The 17,347-nt window shown below is 61.3% G+C and carries 12 protein-coding genes; 4 read left to right on the plus strand and 8 right to left on the minus strand.

Annotated features, from left to right (window positions below; translation table 11 throughout):
- The 3 genes from AC1AUD_RS07635 to AC1AUD_RS07645 all read right to left on the minus strand — a co-directional run bounded on the left by AC1AUD_RS07635 (window position 1) and on the right by AC1AUD_RS07645 (window position 3,951).
- Window positions 1-927: a carbohydrate ABC transporter permease gene (locus tag AC1AUD_RS07635; RefSeq protein ID WP_476573646.1), complete on the minus strand. Its 927-nt coding sequence runs from the start codon at window positions 925-927 to the stop codon at window positions 1-3.
- A gap of 27 nt (window positions 928-954) precedes the next feature.
- Complete coding sequence (locus AC1AUD_RS07640; RefSeq protein ID WP_476573648.1) at window positions 955-2,295, minus strand: extracellular solute-binding protein; 1,341 nt, start codon at window positions 2,293-2,295, stop codon at window positions 955-957.
- Between the two features lie 108 nt (window positions 2,296-2,403).
- A complete protein-coding gene (locus AC1AUD_RS07645) occupies window positions 2,404-3,951 on the minus strand; it encodes a glycoside hydrolase family 30 protein (protein WP_476573650.1) in 1,548 nt (515 codons plus the stop codon).
- 268 nt (window positions 3,952-4,219) lie between these two features.
- On the opposite strand from AC1AUD_RS07645, the gene AC1AUD_RS07650 reads away from it, so the two are divergent.
- Together AC1AUD_RS07650 and AC1AUD_RS07655 are read left to right on the plus strand one after the other, a co-directional pair.
- Window positions 4,220-5,665 (plus strand): MFS transporter, encoded by a 1,446-nt coding sequence (locus AC1AUD_RS07650; RefSeq protein ID WP_476573652.1) that lies wholly within the window; start codon window positions 4,220-4,222, stop codon window positions 5,663-5,665.
- Window positions 5,666-6,237: 572 nt separating this feature from the next.
- Window positions 6,238-6,852, plus strand: a complete 615-nt coding sequence (locus tag AC1AUD_RS07655) for a hypothetical protein (protein ID WP_476573654.1) — start codon at window positions 6,238-6,240, stop codon at window positions 6,850-6,852.
- 321 nt (window positions 6,853-7,173) lie between these two features.
- Here the strand turns inward: AC1AUD_RS07655 and AC1AUD_RS07660 are convergent, their stop codons facing one another.
- A complete protein-coding gene (locus tag AC1AUD_RS07660) occupies window positions 7,174-8,733 on the minus strand; it encodes a glycoside hydrolase family 30 protein (RefSeq protein ID WP_476573656.1) in 1,560 nt (519 codons plus the stop codon).
- A 248-nt stretch (window positions 8,734-8,981) separates the two neighbouring features.
- On the opposite strand from AC1AUD_RS07660, the gene AC1AUD_RS07665 reads away from it, so the two are divergent.
- A complete protein-coding gene (locus tag AC1AUD_RS07665; protein WP_476573658.1) occupies window positions 8,982-10,166 on the plus strand; it encodes a LacI family DNA-binding transcriptional regulator in 1,185 nt (394 codons plus the stop codon).
- Window positions 10,167-10,614: 448 nt separating this feature from the next.
- Window positions 10,615-11,976 (plus strand): ATP-binding protein, encoded by a 1,362-nt coding sequence (locus AC1AUD_RS07670; RefSeq protein WP_476573660.1) that lies wholly within the window; start codon window positions 10,615-10,617, stop codon window positions 11,974-11,976.
- 458 nt (window positions 11,977-12,434) lie between these two features.
- Here the strand turns inward: AC1AUD_RS07670 and AC1AUD_RS07675 are convergent, their stop codons facing one another.
- The 4 genes from AC1AUD_RS07675 to AC1AUD_RS07690 all read right to left on the minus strand — a co-directional run bounded on the left by AC1AUD_RS07675 (window position 12,435) and on the right by AC1AUD_RS07690 (window position 17,235).
- Window positions 12,435-13,751: an ATP-binding protein gene (locus tag AC1AUD_RS07675; RefSeq protein ID WP_476573662.1), complete on the minus strand. Its 1,317-nt coding sequence runs from the start codon at window positions 13,749-13,751 to the stop codon at window positions 12,435-12,437.
- A gap of 183 nt (window positions 13,752-13,934) precedes the next feature.
- Window positions 13,935-15,242, minus strand: coding sequence for an ABC transporter substrate-binding protein (locus AC1AUD_RS07680; RefSeq protein ID WP_476573664.1), 1,308 nt, complete (start codon window positions 15,240-15,242; stop codon window positions 13,935-13,937).
- A gap of 165 nt (window positions 15,243-15,407) precedes the next feature.
- Window positions 15,408-16,310: a carbohydrate ABC transporter permease gene (locus AC1AUD_RS07685; protein WP_476573667.1), complete on the minus strand. Its 903-nt coding sequence runs from the start codon at window positions 16,308-16,310 to the stop codon at window positions 15,408-15,410.
- A complete protein-coding gene (locus tag AC1AUD_RS07690; protein ID WP_476573669.1) occupies window positions 16,303-17,235 on the minus strand; it encodes a carbohydrate ABC transporter permease in 933 nt (310 codons plus the stop codon). The genes AC1AUD_RS07685 and AC1AUD_RS07690 overlap by 8 nt, the downstream gene beginning before the upstream one ends.
- Between the last annotated feature and the right edge of the window lie 112 nt (window positions 17,236-17,347).

Consider the following 17,347-nt stretch of genomic DNA (forward strand, 5'->3'; position numbering starts at 1 on the left):
TCAGCGCTCCTTCCTGTTGTTGACCCAGAACTGCACCAGCGTCACGGCCAGGCAGATGAAGAACAGCGCCAGCGAGACCGTGGAGGCATAGCCGAAATCGGCGCGCTCGAAGGCCACGCGATAGACATACTGCGCCAGCACCAGCGTGGAGATGCCGGGGCCGCCGTTGGTCATGACCAGCGTCAGGTCGAGGATCTTGAGGCTGGTGATCGTCAGCGTGACGGTGACGAAGAAGAGCGTGGGCCGCATGCTCGGCACCGTGATATGCCAGAACCGCTGCCAGCCGTTCGCGCCATCCATCTGCGCCGCCTCATACAGCTCGTTCGGGATCGTCTGCAGGCCGGCGAGGATGAGGATCATGAAATAGCCGACCTCGCGCCAGGTGCCCACGATGATCACGGCCGCCATGGCCCAGTGCGTGTCGGACAGCCATCCTGGGGGATTGTCGGTGAACAGGCCGAGGAACTGGTTGATGATGCCGGATTGGGGGTCGAACATCATGCTCCACACCTGCGCCACCGCGACGATGGCGGTGACATAAGGGAAGAACGCGACGGTGCGGAAGAACGCGCGCCCTCGGATCTTCGAGTTGAGCAGCACGGCCAGCCCGAAGGCAAGCGCCAGCGTGAGCGGGATATGCACCACGGCGTAGAGCAGCGTGTTGAACAGCGCGGTCTTGAAATTCTCGTCGGCGAGCAGACGGCGCCAGTTCTTGAGCCCGTTGAACACCGGCTCGCCCAGGGCGCTCCATTTGGTGAACGAGGTGAAGAACAGCGTGACCACCGGGATGAGGATCAGCAGGAAGAACCCGATGAAGTTCGGGGCGATGAACAGCAGGCCGTTGCGGATGTTGCGGTTGCGCAGCGCGCGCACATGGGCCGAGTTGTCGGGGATGGCGGCGGCGGTGCGGGTCGTGGGATTGGTCATCTTCTTTTCGCTTTCCTTGCCGTTGCGTCAGTGGGAGGCTCCGGGCAGCAGGCCCGATCCGTTGATGGCGCGTGCCGCGCCGGCGAGCGCATCGTCCAGCGGCTTGGTTTCGGAGAGGATCGATGTGTGGGCGATGTTCAGTTCGTCCTGCACGGTCTGGGTGGCCTCCCCCACCGGATTCTCCGGCGAGATGGAGGAGGCGGTGATGGCTTCGCGGCTCATCTCGTCCTGCGGCAGGCCCTGCTTGGCGAAGAACGCGTCGAGCACATCATCCGAGAAGTAGGCGGGCAGGGTGCCGGTTTTGGCCAGGGCGAGGGCGCCGTCCTCGCCGGCGGCCCAGCGCACGAAGTCCTTGGCGGCCTCGAGTTTTGCGCCGCCGATATGGGAGGAGACGGCGAAGCCGGTGGGGTCGCCGAAGCTCTTGGGTTGCTTGATGTCCTCACGCGTGCGCTGTGGCAGCAGGGTCACGCCCCAGTCGAAGTCGTCGGCGTCGCCGCTGGCCTGCTGGTCGGCCAAGGGCCCCAGATACCATGTGGCCATCGGCAGCAGCGCGGCCTTCTGCGTGCCGAACTGCGATTGGTAGGTGGTTTTGGACGAGGAGACAGTGTTGTAGGCGATGGTCAGTTCCTGGTCCTGCATGCGCAGCAGTCGCTGATACATCGGCTTCAGATACGCGTAATCGCCGGAGAGGAACACCTCGCGCGCCGTGCCACGCTGTTGTTGCGCCATCGCGATGCCCTGCGGCATCGACTGCCAGCTGGTGTGGTGGTAGGTCGGGTAGGCGTCCTTGTATCCGGCCTTGGGCAGCGCGGACTTGAGGCGCTTGCAAGCCGCTTCGTAGTCATCCCAGGTCCAGGTGCCGTCGGGGGCGTCGACACCGGCCTTCTCAAGCATCGTCTTGTTGTAGAACAGCACCCACACATCCTGTCGATACGGCAGCGCATAGGTTTTGCCGTCGATCTCGTAATCCTTCAGGCCGCGGATATCCTCGTCATCCGCATACCCGGCCGCCACATCCGTCAGATCGGCGAGCGCGCCCGGCTCGGCGTAGGTGTAATACATACGCAGGTTCTTCATCGGGAACACATCGGGAGACTTTCCGGCGGACAGGTCGGCGATGAGCTGTTTGTCGTAGTCGTCGGCCGAGTATTCCTTGAGTTCCACGCTCACCTCGGGATGCGACGCATGATAGGCGTCGGCGAGCGCTTGGAATTCTGGGCGCGTGGCCAGCGTCCAGCCGGCCAATGATATCGTCACCGTGCCGTCGGGGTTGCGCCCGTCGGCTGATTGGGTCGTGCCGCAGGCGGCGAGCGCGCAGGCCATCGCCGCGGCGGCGACGGCGGCCGTGAGTGTGCGGAGCATCTTCATCGTCAAGCCCCTTCGCTTGCCAAAATTTGCCAATGGATTGATTGTAAAGCGGCGGGAAGGAAACTCACGTATGCGCTTCCTCCCCGCCATGTCGCGGACCGGAAGCGATCAGAACAGCGTCTCGTCGTGGTCGTCGGCCGGATGGGGCGTGTAGGTGATCTCGAACTCATCGTCGGCCGGGGCGGTCGTTTCGTTGAGCTCGTGATCGGCCTTGTGCATGCTCACGGTGCCGTAGGCGGGCACGGTGACCTTCTGCCAACGCGCGCCCTCGCCGCTGATGGCGACGGCGGCCTCGATGTCCTTGCCCGTCGGGTTGTAGAGGATGGCGGTCAGATCGCCGCGCTTGGAGGCGAAGGCCACGGAGCCCAGGCCGCCCTTGCGTCCGTCGGGCGTGTAGTTGGTGGAGGCGATGCGGCGCGAGCCGACGGCCACGTCCTGGCCGAAGTTGCGCAGCATGAAGTATTCGAGATTGCGCTTGACCTTGCCGGTGGTCGAGTCGATGGTGATGACGCCGCGGCGGCCGGAGGTGCCGGCATAGCTCGGGAAGCCCTGCTCGTCGAGCGCCATGTTCCACAGGTTGATCAGCCCCACGCCGTTGCGCGGCAGCCAGGTGCCAATCTCGCCGAACATCACATGGCTGGCCTCGTCGACCGTTTCGTCGAGCATACAGCGACGCTCGGTCATCGCGGCCTTCCAGCCGGGGAACTGACGGGTGCCGTTGTGGACCCACGTAGGCAGACCGGAATAGGTGTGGAAGGCCGCGCCGGCGAAGCAGGCGGCCTGGGCCGGGGTCATGTATTCGCTGGCCGGGCGCTGCCAGAAGCGCAGGGAGTCGTCGCCGAAGTAGATCTCCACGTCGGGGAAGCTGCGGTCGAGGGCCGGGCGCAGATATTCGGAGCCCCACTTGGTCAGTTCCTCGGGCGTCCACACGGTGATCGGCCACGGGCAGCCGTTGGAGGGCTCGTTCTGCATGGTCACGGAGGAGATGCGGATGCCGAGCTTGGCGTAGGCGGCGATGAACTTCACGAAGTACTGCGCGTAGACGTAGTCGATGGTGTCCTGGTAGCGGTAGCCGTTGCCGACGTATTCACCCAAGCGCAGGCGGCCGGATCCGTCGATGCGGTTCGAGGTCTTCATCCACGCCGGCGCGGACCACGGGGAGGCCATGATCTTGACGGCCGGGTTGATGGCGACGATCTCCTGGAGCACGGGCACGACGTTCTTCATATCGCGCGTGGCGTCGGGCGCGCCAGGCTCGCCCTCGCCGATCGAGAAGTGCTCGAGGGAGGCGTCGGCGGCCACGCCCTCGGGCAGGTCGTCGTAGGTGTAGTACTTCTGCGAGGAGAAGTCGCAGGCGCCGATGGACATGCGCACGGTGGAGAAGCCGCCCTGCTCGGGGTCGAACATCTCCTTCAAGATCGCGTGGCGCTGTTCGGCGCTCATCGAATTCATGAACAGCGAGGCGGAGGAGTCGGTGATCGCGGCGCCGACGCCCTCCCACATCTGGAATTCCTCGGTCGGATCAATGATGACCTTGACGGCGTCCCCGGGCGTATCGTCAATCGCCGGGGTGGCGATGGGCGCGCGACGGTCGGTCAGGTCGCCGGTGGTGCGGGTCCAATATTCATGGTCATACCCGTGGATGAAAGCGGTCATGGACGCTCCTTGGTTGCGGTTTCTCGCGATCGGATGGTGCGGGGCGGCATCGCCGTCACCGTATGCACGATCATTATAACCATATTTTTCCGATTTCATAACTTTTTAATCTATTTTTATCATTTTTAATCACGCAATGATTTTTTGTGTTATATTGATCGTCAGCAGATCCCGTCGACCAAAGACGTTCGTTATTCCGCGCCCACGGCCGCAGGGCTCCGCCTCACCTTGGGAATCCTCCTCGGTAATAAGGAAAGAAAGGACCATCATGTCGGCTGCAACCGCTGATGCCACGGCCAGCAAGGTCGTGGAGAACCCGCCGTTCAAGAAAACCGAGCCTATGGCCTATGCCATGGGCGACATCGGCAACGGCTTCTACTTCCAGCTCGTCACCAACTACGCGCTGATCTATATGACCGACGCCCTCGGCATCAACCCCGCCATCGCCGGCGTCATCATCTTCGTGGGCAAGCTCATCTCCGCCTTCACCGACTTCGGCGTCGGCGTGTGGGCCGACAACGCGCCGCTGCGCGAGGACGGACGCTACCACTGGTTCGTGAAGACCCTGCGCTACCCGCTGATGGCCGTCATCATCCTCACCTTCCTGCCGTTCGTCTCCAGCTGGGCGCTGCCGCTGCGCATCACGTACATCACCGTGATCTATATCCTCGGCGTGGCCTGCTACTCCGCGACCTCCGCGCCCTACGGATCCTTCGCCTCCGTCTCCACCCCCGACGTCAAGCACCGCGACGAAATGGCCGCGGGCCGCGGCTTCGGCTCCACCGCCGGCGGCATCATCGTGACCTTCGTCCTGCCGCTGATCATGTACACCACTGTCAAGGACGCCTCCGGCAAAGACAAGGAAGTGCTCAACGGCCCGGCTCTGATCTGGGTCGCCATCGTCTTCGCCGCCCTGATGTGGATCTGCTATGAAATCACCCTGCGCGGCACCAAGGAACGCATCCGCGTCGAGAAGACCGAAAGCGAGCGCGTCCCGCTGCTGAAGTCCCTCAAGTACATGCTCTCCAACCGCGCCATGGTGGCCCTGATGCTCGCCGCCCTGCTGCTCATCTTCGCCCAGATGTTCGCCGGCGCCGTGAACTCCTATCTCTACAAGGACTACTTCAACAACACCGACGCCCTGGCCATCCTGGCCATCCAGAACGTGCCCGTGCTGATCGTGGCTCCGTTCGTGCCGGCCATCTGCGACAAATTCGGCAAGAAGCTCGTGTGCGGCACGCTGCTCGTGTTCACCTGCGTGGTCTACGTCGTGATGTTCTTCATGCACATCACCAACCCCTATGTCTTCGTGGTCTTCTCCATCGTCGCCATCTTCGGCAACGGCGTGTTCGGCCTGATGGTGTGGTCGTTCATCACCGACATCATCGATGACATCCAGGTCAAGACCCACACCCGCGAGGATGGCACGGTCTACACCGGCTATATGTTCGCCCGCAAGATCGGCCAGGCTCTGTCGGGCCTGCTGCCCGCCGTCGTGCTCACCGCCACCGGCTATGTGACCGCCACCGCCGGCCAGACCGTCACCCAGTCCGCCGAAACGCTCAACAATATCTATGGCGTCGCGACCCTAGCCCCGGCCATCGGCAACGGCTTGATCGCCGTCATCCTGCTGTGCTTCTACCCGCTGTCGGGCAAGATCTCCAAGCAGAACGCGGCCATCCTCGCCGAGCGCCGCGAAAAGGGCGAGATGTGATTTAGGCCCTATATATACACACAACGCTATAACCAAACGACATGACTCGCCATTGACAAATGGCGGATTGACGTCGGCCTTGGTTATAGCGTTGTTCTTATTCACAACGCTATAACCACAACACCCCAGGACCCATTGGAACAATGCGCCTTCCCAATGTCGTTGGTTATAGCGTTGTTTTTCTCGGGGCTAAACCCCGCCCTCATGTCTCCATAATCAAGGACAATCTCGTCATGTACGAGTTTCGCAACGAGCCGGCGCGCACTCACATCATGCGCCACGCGGCCTGGGAACGACACCAGACCATGCTGGCACGTTGCCGCGCCTTCGAGGCGCAAACCGGACAAACGCCGATATATGGACTTTCCACCGCCTTGGCCCTGTTGGGACTGCCCACCCCGCCCGCGCGGCGACTCGACGCCAAACGGTTGCATCTCGTATTCCCCTCCCCCGCGGAGACTCGCATCGTGCGAGGAACCAAAAGTCACTCTTGGAAACCGCTGTCCGCACCGCAGGCGGTGATCAATATCGCAGGCGTGCGGTGCACGTCCCCCACGGCGACTTTTGTGCATATGGCATCGCATTGTTCCTTGGCGGACAACGTCGTCATCGCCGATTCCATGATGTGCCGCGATCGCATGTTGCGTCGCGCCGAGCCAACGGATTTCGCCCCGATATTAAACGCGGCGGAGGGATGCGTCGGTGTGCGCGACGCCCAATGGGCCCTGGGACTGGCGCGGCCGGACACCGATTCGCCGGCGGAAAGCCGTATGCGCATGCAGGGCATGCGACGGGGCCTGCCCAACGCCCAACCGAACGCCATCATCGGCGACGACCCGGCCCAGCGGTGTTTCATCGATATGGCATGGCCGGAATACAGCGTTGGTATGGAATATCACGGCGCGCATCATACCGACCAAGTCGAGCACGACGTGCTTCGCAGCAATTTGATCTTGGCCAACCGATGGCAGGTGTTTCAGGCGTTCGCGCAAACGCTCGCCGACGAAGCGAGCGCCGCGAATTTCTTCCGCCAAGTCGCCACGGCATTGCGGAGGGCGGGGGCAAGAATATCGTTCCATTGGAAGCCGCTGCCCTTGGAGGATGTGGCGGGCGTCAAGCCGCGGCCCGGACGGCACGGGGTGCCGGTCACGTCGATCAAACGGCCTAGGGGAATTACAACGCTATAACCATAATGGTCAAACGTTCGTTGGGAAATAAGGTTTTTCCTTATGGGATGGTTATAGCGTTGTATTTTCCTACAACGCTATAACCACAGACGTGAAAAGACCATTGGAAAATGGCCAAACCCAAGGATGATTGGTTATAGCGTTGTCACTTACGCCGACGGATGTAGGTGATGACGACGTCGGCCAAGGTAAGCACCGCCACCACGCCGATGATCATAAGCACATGCTGCCAGCCCATTGATTCCCTCCTTAGACATATATGAAAGCGGGCGGTCCGCACCCATGACAGTGCGGACCGCCCACGGCTTCAGACGGACGGACTCACTCGTCCTTGCCCCAGACGCGGGTCTTACCCGGCGCCACGTCGCCCAGCAGGTGGGTCGGCGCGGGGTTGAGCTCGAAGACGCCATCCTCGGGAACGGTGGATTCGTTGATCTCGCCGATGCCCTTGTGCACGGTCACGGTGCCCCAGGCCGGCACGGTGACCTTCTGCCATGCACCGCCCTCGCCGTTGATGGTCACGGCGGCCTCGATCGGCTCGCCGGTCGGGTTGTAGATATGGGCCGCGATATCGCCGTTGGGCGCGAGGAAGGCCACGGAGCCCAGGCCGCCGGACCAGCCGTCCGGAGTGTAGTTGGAGGAACGCACGACCACGGAGCCGGGCTCGACATCCTGGCCGAAGGCGCGCAGCATGAAGTATTCGAGGTTGCGGATGACTTCGCCGGTCTCATGCTGGATCGTCACGACGCCGCGGCGACCGGTGGCGCCGACCTGGTTCGGCAGGCCGCGCTCGTCGAGCGCGAGGTTCCACAGCGCGATGAAGCCCTCGCCATTGCGCACAAGCCAGTTGCCGATGATGCCGGACATGATATGAGCGGCGTCCTCGGGGGTCTCCTCGATCATGCAGCGGCGCTCGGTCATGCCGAACATCCAGTGCGAGTAGGAGCGGTTGGCGTTGAAGAAGTTGGAGTACGGGCCCTCGTAGGTGTGCACGGTCAGGCCGTCGACGCTCGCGGCCTCGTCGGGGGTGACGATGTCGCGCACCGGCCACATGAGGTTATGGGTGGAGTCGTCGTTGATGAAGATGCGCATCTCCGGGAACTTCTCGTTGAAGGCGGGGCGCAGGAAGTTGTGGGCGAACTCGGCCTGCTGCTTCAAGGTCCACATCATGGCCGGCCACTTGGGAGCGTTGGAGGGCTCGTTCTGCACGGTGACGCCCCAAATCGGGATGCCGATCTTGCCCATTTCCTCGACATACTTGACGAAGTAGCGGGCGTAGCAGCCCTCGAAGGAGTCATGCATCGGGTCGAAGCCGTTGCCGGTCCACTCACCGAAGCGCAGGTGACCGCCCTGGCACAGGTGGCCGGTGTTCTTCATCCAGGCCGGGGCGCTCCACGGGGAGGCGATGATCTTGACGGCCGGGTTGATCTTGAGGATCTCGAGCACGACCGGGATGATGTGCTTGAAGTCCTTGGTGGCGTCGGGAGCGCCGGGCTCGCCTTCACCGAGGGAGAACTTGGTCAGGAAGTTGTCATGCTCGCCGAAGGGCAGGTCGTCGTAGGTGTAGTAGGGCTGCGCGGCCGGCTCGCAGGAGCCCAGCGGGATGCGGATCACGGAGAAGCCGCCCTTGGCCGGGTTGAAGCAGTCATCGAGGAAGGCATGGCGCTGCTCGGCGTCCATGGAATTCCAGATCAGGGAGGCGGCGGCGTCGGTGATGGCGGCGCCCGCGCCGATCCACGGCTGCTTGCGGTCGGCCGGGTCGATGACGATCTTCGTGGCGTCGCCGGCCTCGGCGGTGACGGCCGGGGTGGGCAGGGTGTCGCGGCGCTGCGTCAGATCGCCGGAGGTGGCGGTCCAGAATTCATTCGTGTACTTCGTCATGGAAGTTCCTTCGCTTGTCGGTGTTGCATGAACGATCTCACTATATCACAAACAATCAGTTTTAATCAATATTGCTCAGGCAAATAAAACGCCGCATATCGATGCAGCCCAGTATTTTCCTACCCTTTACGGCAACTTCCGGCAAATACGGGCACATATGCCCGGCGTTTCGTAATATGGTCATAAATGATCAGAACATGTCGCATGCCCCGAATGGCATCGACTCGCCCATGGAAAGCAGCGGAACCATGACCGACCCCATCGAGGCCAACGCCTCGTCCCCAAAGCGGGACTATCTGCCGGCGGAGCGCCGGAATATGATCCTGAGCCTGCTCACCCAGCAGAACGTGGCCACCGTGCCGGAACTCGCCGCGCTGCTCAACACCACCGAGATCACGGTGCGCCGCGATCTGACGGCGCTGGCCGACGCCGGCCTGCTCAAACGCGTGCGCGGCGGCGCGATGTCGGTCGGCGACGCCACCGAGCAGGCCGCGGCAGCGGGCACCGCTGGCGGCGCAGGCGCCATCGTCTCCGGACGCACTCCCGCCGGCACCGCGACGATCCACGCCATCGACCGCCGCCCGGAGCTCTCCCCCGAGCAACCGGCCATCGGCGTGATGCTGCCGGAACCCAGCTTCTTCTGGCCCGGCGTGATCAACCATATGCACGAGGTCGCCGCACGCCTCGGACTGCGCCTGATCACCCGCCAGTCCGCATATGAGGACAACCTGCACGAGGACCGCATCCTGCAGGGCTTCGCCGACGACCCAACCGTCTGCGGCATCATCGCCGCGCCGAACGCGCACCCGCAGATCGGCGCGCGCACCTGGGATTGGATCGAACGCGCCGCGATGCCCACCGTCGTGATCGAGCGCGACCAACCGCTGCTCGGCAACTGTTATGTCGATTCGGTGCGCACCAACCATCGTTACGGCGTGCGCAAGGCAGCCGTTCATTTCCTGTCCCACGGCCACCATCGCATCGGCGCCGCTTTCAACGACAGCCCCACCTCAGGGCAGATCCAGAATGGCTGGCGGCAGGTGGTCGAAGCCAGTGACGAAATCGAGTGCCCGTTTGTCTTCGACGACATCCAGCCCTATGACACCAAGGGCGTCGACGATATCGTCGATAAGATCCTGCTGTCGGGAGTCACGGGCATGCTTGTGCACTCCGATTATCTGGCGATCGCCATCGCGCAGACCCTCGAACGCCGCGGCAAGCGCGTCCCGCAGGACGTGTCCCTGATCTCCATCGACGGCTTCGCCACGCCCAGCTCGCGCCCGCTGACCGTGCTGCGATCCTCTGGCAAAGACCTGGCCGAGGCCGCCATCTCCACACTGATCACGCGCATCCAGAACCCCGACGCCGCGACCCGGCATGTTTTCGTGGATCCGACCTTGGTCGACCGCGGGTCGGTGGTCGACGTGGAGTGACCGACTCCTGCGGGATGACGGCGGTCTTGTCGCATTGGGCACCTTTCGCCGTGTTGCGCGCCTTTCGTCATGACGAGCGCTCTCTTTTGTTGCGATGGGCGTTCTCTTTTGTCATGCCGAGCGTTCCCCTCTTGTCATGCTGAGCGAAGTCGAAGCATCTCTTATCGAGCGGCAACCGGGCGAGATGTTTCGACTCCGCGCTGCGCGCTCCGCTCAGCATGACAAAAGGAAAAATCAGTTCCACTCAGCATGACGAAAGAAAAGATCGGTTCCGCCCAACACAACGAAAGCAGGAACCAAGCCATTCGGCATCATATATCGGGCTTTCGTGCGTGTTCGTTCATTCAAAGTTCGGGATTTCGTGAATTTACAGGTATTTCAAGTTCGGGATTTCGTGTAAAATCTCTACCATACGTTTCTGGATTCGCGATATTAAGAGGGGTGCGGCATGCTGGAACGAAAGGCATACCAACGTCTGCTGGATTGGAAGAACACCAGCCGAGGCACCACAGCCCTCATGGTGCAAGGCGCACGTCGCGTCGGCAAAAGCACCCTGATCGCGCAATTCGGACGGCAGGAATATCGCTCATGTCTCTTCATCGATTTTTTCCAGGCTCCCGAAGAGGTTCGGCAATACTTCCGTGACTATCGAACGGATCTAGACAGTCTCTTCCTCTATCTCTCGACGTATTACGGCGTCGAACTATACCGTCGAAATACGCTGGTGGTGTTTGACGAAGTGCAGATGTTCCCGGAGGCGCGTGGACTCATCAAATACTTGGTTGCCGACGGCCGCTTCGACTATATCGAAACAGGCTCGCTGCTTTCCATCCGACAGAACATCCAGGATATCGTCATCCCATCCGAAGAGGAGAGCATGAACCTCGACCCGCTGGATTTCGAGGAGTTCCTTTGGGCAATGGGACAGCGTCAACTCGCCGACCTCATACGCCGTCATTTTTCCGATATGAAGCCCCTGCCGGATGGCCTGCACCGTCGGGCCATGGGCCTGCTGCGCGAATACATGCTGGTAGGAGGCATGCCGGAACCATTGAATATGTATGTCGAGCAGCGCGCGTTCGCCCCCGTGGATGCCAGCAAACGCCGCATCCTCGAGCTCTACCGCAATGATGTGGCGCGCTTCGCGCATGGGTGCGAATTCAAAGTCGCTTCCGTGCTCGATGGCATCCCCGGACAGCTTTCCAAACATGAAAAACGATTCACGCTCAGCTCTCTGAATAAAAATGCCCGAATGCGGGATTACGAGGAATCGTTCTTCTGGCTGGCCGACGCAAGAATCGCCAACCTGTGCTTTGCCTGCGCCGATCCGTCGGTGGGGCTGTCTCTGAGCATGGAACAGACCGCTCTCAAATGCTATATGGCGGACACTGGCCTGTTGGTATCGCTCGCATTCGCCAATGACACCACCACCGACGAAAACGTGTATCGCACAGTGCTTCGCGGCAACGTCGGGCTCAATGCGGGGATGCTCATCGAAAACCTTATCGCGCAGATGCTCCGTGCCAATGGACACAACCTGTTCTTCTACACGCAGTCCGGCAAGAAACCCGATGAAAAACGCATGGAAATCGACTTTCTCATCGTCCGTCCTTTCGCCGATGCCGCGATGAAACCACGGGTCAGCCCAATCGAGGTCAAATCGCCACGCGAATACAGCACAACATCGCTGGACCGCTTCATGCAACGGTTCGGCAAACGAGTCGGCACCCCCTACGTGATCCATCCCAAACAACTCTCGATCAAGGAAGGACGTGTATACCTGCCACTGTATATGGCCTATTGCCTGTGACCGCAGCCGAGTCCCGCCGAGCGCTCCTTCGTCATGCTGAGCGGAGTCGAAGCATCTCTCTCATCGAGAGACAACCGGGAGAGATGCTTCGATTCCGCGCTACGCGCTCCGCTCAGCATGACAAGGAAAGATCCATTCAACATGACAGAGGAAGACCGCTAGCCGGTAGTGCCAGAAAGGCAAGCGTTTCGGCTTGTCTGTGCCGGAATCTGAGGCAATCGTCGGAGAAACAACGCAACGACTTCCTCCGCGCTCGACGAAACGGCCGAAAATCTGGCATCGCTGGACCGCAATGGCATCATCACCCGAATGGTCGAGGCAATCCGCAGACATTTCCAATTGCCGTGCGGTCAACAAGATCCGACCTTGGTCGACCGAGGGTCCATGGCCGACGCGGAGCCCCCCCCCCGCAGGACAGCGGACGGGAGGAGGGACGGGCCACGTCTACGCCAAGGACGTCAGGATTCCGCGATGCAGAACGCGGCATAAAGCGGAATGGAACGTATGCCGTTCTCCATGCCGAAATTCTTGGCGGAGACGCGGACACATTCTGCCGGAGCGTATTTCGCCCGATACGAAGCCAGACTCCGTGAACGGACATGTGTGGAGGTCTTGACCTCGATGGGGATGCCGCCGACGGCGTCCTTTCGCTCGATCACAAAGTCGACTTCGGCCGTGCTGTCGCTGGTCCAATATCGCAGCGGCATCCCATTGGCGGACAGCATCTGGGCGACGAGATTCTCTCCCAAACCTCCGATATCCAGCTTGCCGCGCACGCTCTCGTCAAGCAGCATCGGAGCGGACAATCCCTCGGCCTGCGCCAATAGACCAGTATCAGACATATAGATCTTGAACGACGCGGAACTCTCGTGTTTTTTCAGCGGCGACGCCCCGGAATTCACATTCACGCATCGATGAATCAGCCCCGAGGAAAGCAGCCACGAAATCGCATCCCCATACACCGACGCGCGCCCACCGCTTTTCACCATCTTGTATTGGAATTTATGGTTCTCCTTGGCCAGCTGCGAGGGAATGCTATCCCATACGTCGCGAATCCGCGCCGTTTCCGACGCCGTGGCGTATTTGGCCATATCACCGACGTACAGCGCATGGATATCTCCCTGCACCGATGCTACCTCATCAAAATCATGGTCTTCGCGGAACACTTCGACAGCCTCGGGCATGCCGCCGACCAACATATATGTCCACAGACATTCCATCATGTGCTCATGCAGATAGAACGGCGTGCCGCTCTCGTAACTCTCACGAATCTCATCGACAAGGCCGCCTTCGCCAAGGGCGTCCAGGAACTCGGGAAATGTCATCGGGTGCATGGTGTAGGTCTGGACCTTGCCGACCGGCATGGTGAAGCCTTTTTCCCTCACCGCCACACCAAGCAGACTGCCGGCCCCGACGACATGCAGCTGAGGCATATCCTCGCAAAAGTATTTCAGGGAAGCGAGCGCACGGTTCGACGCCTGGATCTCGTCAAGCACCAGCAGCGTCGATTCAGGATCGATGGATCGCCCCGATATGGTCGAGAGTCTGCGCACTATGGTCTCGGGGTCGAGATCGGCATTCGGATCCCCCTCGAACACCGCCCGCGCACGGCCATCGCGCTCCAAATCGAAATACGCGCATGAATCGAAGTATGCGCGGCCAAACTCCTTGAGCGTGTGGGTCTTGCCCACCTGCCGCGCGCCATACACCAGCAGCGGCTTACGTCGTTTTCCGTTCTTCCACACCACGAAATCGTCCAGAGCCACCCGCCGCATATCCGCCTCCCCATCTTTGCCGCTAACCGCTCATCATACTCTCAAGTTAGTTAAATGCGAAAAAATGTGTTTTAATACACTTTTTCGTACTTAAAAATGTATTAGAACACACTTATTCGCATTTATTGGCCGAAAAGAAAACGGCAGGCGTATCAACGCCACGCAATGGCGGGAGAAAACCGCTCAGCTGTTGAAGTCGATGGATTCCTGGAGTTCGGCGATCATGTCTTTGGCGGCGTCGAGGGGCTTTTGCTTGCCGAAGACGACGTCCTGCTGGTAGCGGACGATGAGCTTGTCGAGGTCGGAGGCGCCGTTGGGCACGATATCGGGGGAACTCCCCAAGGTCGGGGCGATCTCGTCGACGAAATCCAACGACAGTTTGTCGGTGCCGGTGGCCTGCCCCGCAAGCGCGTGACGGATGTCGTTGTTGGCCGGGATGCCGCGCTCGGTGCCCAGGATCTCGCCGGCGGACTCGTCGTTGATCAGCCAGTCGACGAGCATGGCGGCCTCGGCCGGATGCTGCGAGGCCGAGGAAACGCACCAATACATGCCGTTCTTGAGATACATGGTCTTCGCGCCGGGCTCGACCTGCGGCAGCTGCGCCAGCGTCATATCGGGATTGCCGGCGGCCTGCGCATAGGGCGTGATCTGCGTGGCCTGCGTGAGCATGAAGGCCTGTCGCCCCTTGCCGAAATCGGTGTCGTTCATCGCGGCCGTGACGTTCTCGCTCCAACGCTCGGCGCTGCCTTCGACGCCGTTCTTCGCCCAGTCGGCCGGCAGTTGCAGGAACGAGGCGAGCGTTTCGGGCGAGATCGCGACAGCGTTGCCATCGAAAGTGCTTTCGCCGTGCTGGCGCGCCCAGATCTCCAGACTGTAGCTGTTATTCGGGGCGATGGCGCCGATGTATTCGCCGCCCGAACGCTCGGTGACCTGCGCGGCGAGGTCGGCGAATTCATCCCAGGTCCATTGGGTCGTGTCCGGCAGTGCGATGCCGAGTTCGTCGAGGATATCGTTGTTCACGATGACGCCGAACTGGGCGATGGTGGCCGGCGCGGCGACCTGCTTGCCGTCGACGACGCCGGTGCCGCGCGTGTCGTCATCCATGGTGCTCAAATCCAGATAATCCTTGGCCTCGTTGAGGTCGAGCAGGGCCTCCATGCCGCCGTAGAAGGCGAGGTAGAGCTGGTCCATCTGCATGACGTCGGGCGCGTTGCCTCCGGCGGATTGGACGGCGAGCTTGTCCCAGTAGCCGGTCCAGTCGGAGTATTCGGTTTCGACATGGATATCGGGGTGGGCCCGCTCGAAGCCGGCGACGGCTTCCTCGGTGGCCTTGATGCGCGCGTCGCCGCCCCACCAGCTCAGGCGAATGGTCACGTCGCCGTCGGCGCGTTCGACCGGCACGTTGGAGGCGCCGACCGAGGTGCCGCAGGCGGAGAGGGTGAGCAGGGCGGTGGCGGTTATAGTAGCGACAACTTTTTTGAGATGCTTCATGTGGATCTCTCCCTCCGTCGGCTTTGCCGACACCTCCCTCTAGAGGGAGGATAAAAAAGAATTATCGGGCAAGTGGTGCGGATGCGTGCGTCATCAAGGCGCACCGAGGGAAGGCGTATTGCAATACGCCGACCGAGGAGCAACGCGGATGACGCTCCATCCGCGTCACTTGCCTCCTGTCGTTGCGATGCCTTGGACCAAATACTTTTGGCCGAAGGTGAAGATGAGGAACAGGGGGATGAGGCTGACGACGCTCATCGCGAACATCGGGCCGTAGGACGACTGGGACTGCGCGTCGATGAAGGTGCGCAGGGCGATCGGCACGGTGTACATGCCGGGCTTGGTCAGGTAGAGCAGCTGGCTGAAGAAGTCGTTCCACGTCCAGATGAAGGTGAACACGGCGCAGGTGCCGATGGCGGGCTTCATCAGCGGCATCATGATCTGGAAGAAGATACGGATATGGCCGGCGCCGTCGAGTTTGGCGGCCTCGTCGAGGTCGCGCGGGATGCCGCGCAGGAACTGGTAGAACAGGAAGGTGAAGAACCCGTCCATGGCCAGGAACTTGGGCAGGATCAGCGGCACGAAGTTGTTGACCAGGTGCAGCGAGTTCCACATGATGTACTGCGGGATCACGATCACATGGATCGGAATCATGAGCATGAGCAGCATGAACGCGAATAGCGGCCCGCGGAAGCGGAAGTTGAGCCGCGCGAAGGCGTAGGCGGCCATCGAACAGGTGAGTGTGTTGCCGATGATCGCGCACACCACGATGAACAGCGAGTTCAAAAGATACCGCCCGAAGGGGTAGCTCAGCGCGTTCCAGCCGGCCACATAGTTCTCCCACACCGGCTTGTCGACGAACAGACCCATGTCGGTGAAGATCTCGTCGCCCGGGCGAAGCGAGCTGGCGATCATCCACAGCACCGGGTAGAGCATGATGACCGCGACGGCGAGCACCAGCGCATGTTTGACGATCGGCAGGACGATGCGCGCCACGCGGCGCCCGCGCGAGGCGTTCGCAGACGACGAAGAAGAGGAAACAGCAGCGGTCATGGTCGGATCAGTCATCGTAATGCACCCAGAACTTCGAGAAGGCGAAATTGACCAAGGTCAGCGCGGCCACGATCACCACGAGGATCCAGGCCAGCGCCGAGGCATATCCCATGCGCAGCGAGCCGAAGCCCTGCTGGTAGAGATACAGCGTGTAGAACAGCGTCGAGTCGGACGGACCGCCGGTGCCGCCGGAGACGACATAGGCCTGTGTGAACGTCTGGAACGAGTTGATCACGCTCATCACGAGATTGAAGAAGATGATCGGCGAAAGCATCGGCAGCGTGATCGAGCGGAACTGGCGCCATTTGCCGGCGCCGTCCACGCTGGCGGCCTCGTAGAGCTCGCGCGGGATCTGGCGTAGGCCGGCCAGGAAGATCACCATCGGAGAGCCGAACTGCCACACATGCAGGGCCATCAGCGTCCAGTTCGCGGTGTCCGGGTTGGCGATCCAGCTCATCGCCGTGTCCACGCCGAAGAGCCCCAGGAACTTGTTGAACAGGCCCTCGGAGCCGAACACCATCTTCCAAAGCACCGCGATGGCCACCGAGCCGCCCAGCATGGAGGGCAGATAGAATGCCGAGCGGTAGAAGGCGAGTCCGTGCATACCCCGGTCCAGCACCACGGCCAGGGCGAGCGCGGCGATCAGCTGCAGCGGCACCGACACGATCACATAGACAAGCGTGACCTTCAATGCGGAAAGGAAGCGCGGGTCAGCCAGCATATGCTGGTAGTTCATCAGTCCCACGAATTGCGGCGGCTTGATCATGTTGTATTTGGTGAAGGAAATCACCAGCGAATACAGCATCGGAATCAGCGACAGCACAATCGCGCCGATCAACCACGGCGCGAGGAAGACCAACGCCACCTTGGTGTCGGTGGGCTTGTCCTTGGGCTTGCGCCGGTTCTTCACCAGCGATTGCAGTTCGGAGGCCGCACTCATCGCCACGCTCCTTTCAGCACTTCTCGATATTCCGGTTTCGACGACGCGCGCCGGACCTCCATGGTCCCGGCTGGTCGACGTATGTTCCCTATATCTTCAGGGTATTCACACG

The organism is Bifidobacterium sp. LH_730 (genome assembly GCF_056355835.1).

What these genes read in the sequence shown, in the direction of transcription:
- AC1AUD_RS07665 (WP_476573658.1), top strand. Translation starts at nt 8,982, where the DNA reads ATGACCGACCCCATCGAGGCCAACGCCTCGTCCCCAAAGCGGGACTAT.
- AC1AUD_RS07670 (WP_476573660.1), top strand. Translation starts at nt 10,615, where the DNA reads ATGCTGGAACGAAAGGCATACCAACGTCTGCTGGATTGGAAGAACACC.
- AC1AUD_RS07650 (WP_476573652.1), top strand. Translation starts at nt 4,220, where the DNA reads ATGTCGGCTGCAACCGCTGATGCCACGGCCAGCAAGGTCGTGGAGAAC.
- AC1AUD_RS07690 (WP_476573669.1), bottom strand. Translation starts at nt 17,235, where the DNA reads ATGAGTGCGGCCTCCGAACTGCAATCGCTGGTGAAGAACCGGCGCAAG.
- AC1AUD_RS07655 (WP_476573654.1), top strand. Translation starts at nt 6,238, where the DNA reads ATGGCATCGCATTGTTCCTTGGCGGACAACGTCGTCATCGCCGATTCC.
- AC1AUD_RS07660 (WP_476573656.1), bottom strand. Translation starts at nt 8,733, where the DNA reads ATGACGAAGTACACGAATGAATTCTGGACCGCCACCTCCGGCGATCTG.
- AC1AUD_RS07680 (WP_476573664.1), bottom strand. Translation starts at nt 15,242, where the DNA reads ATGAAGCATCTCAAAAAAGTTGTCGCTACTATAACCGCCACCGCCCTG.
- AC1AUD_RS07675 (WP_476573662.1), bottom strand. Translation starts at nt 13,751, where the DNA reads ATGCGGCGGGTGGCTCTGGACGATTTCGTGGTGTGGAAGAACGGAAAA.
- AC1AUD_RS07645 (WP_476573650.1), bottom strand. Translation starts at nt 3,951, where the DNA reads ATGACCGCTTTCATCCACGGGTATGACCATGAATATTGGACCCGCACC.
- AC1AUD_RS07640 (WP_476573648.1), bottom strand. Translation starts at nt 2,295, where the DNA reads ATGAAGATGCTCCGCACACTCACGGCCGCCGTCGCCGCCGCGGCGATG.
- AC1AUD_RS07635 (WP_476573646.1), bottom strand. Translation starts at nt 927, where the DNA reads ATGACCAATCCCACGACCCGCACCGCCGCCGCCATCCCCGACAACTCG.
- AC1AUD_RS07685 (WP_476573667.1), bottom strand. Translation starts at nt 16,310, where the DNA reads ATGACTGATCCGACCATGACCGCTGCTGTTTCCTCTTCTTCGTCGTCT.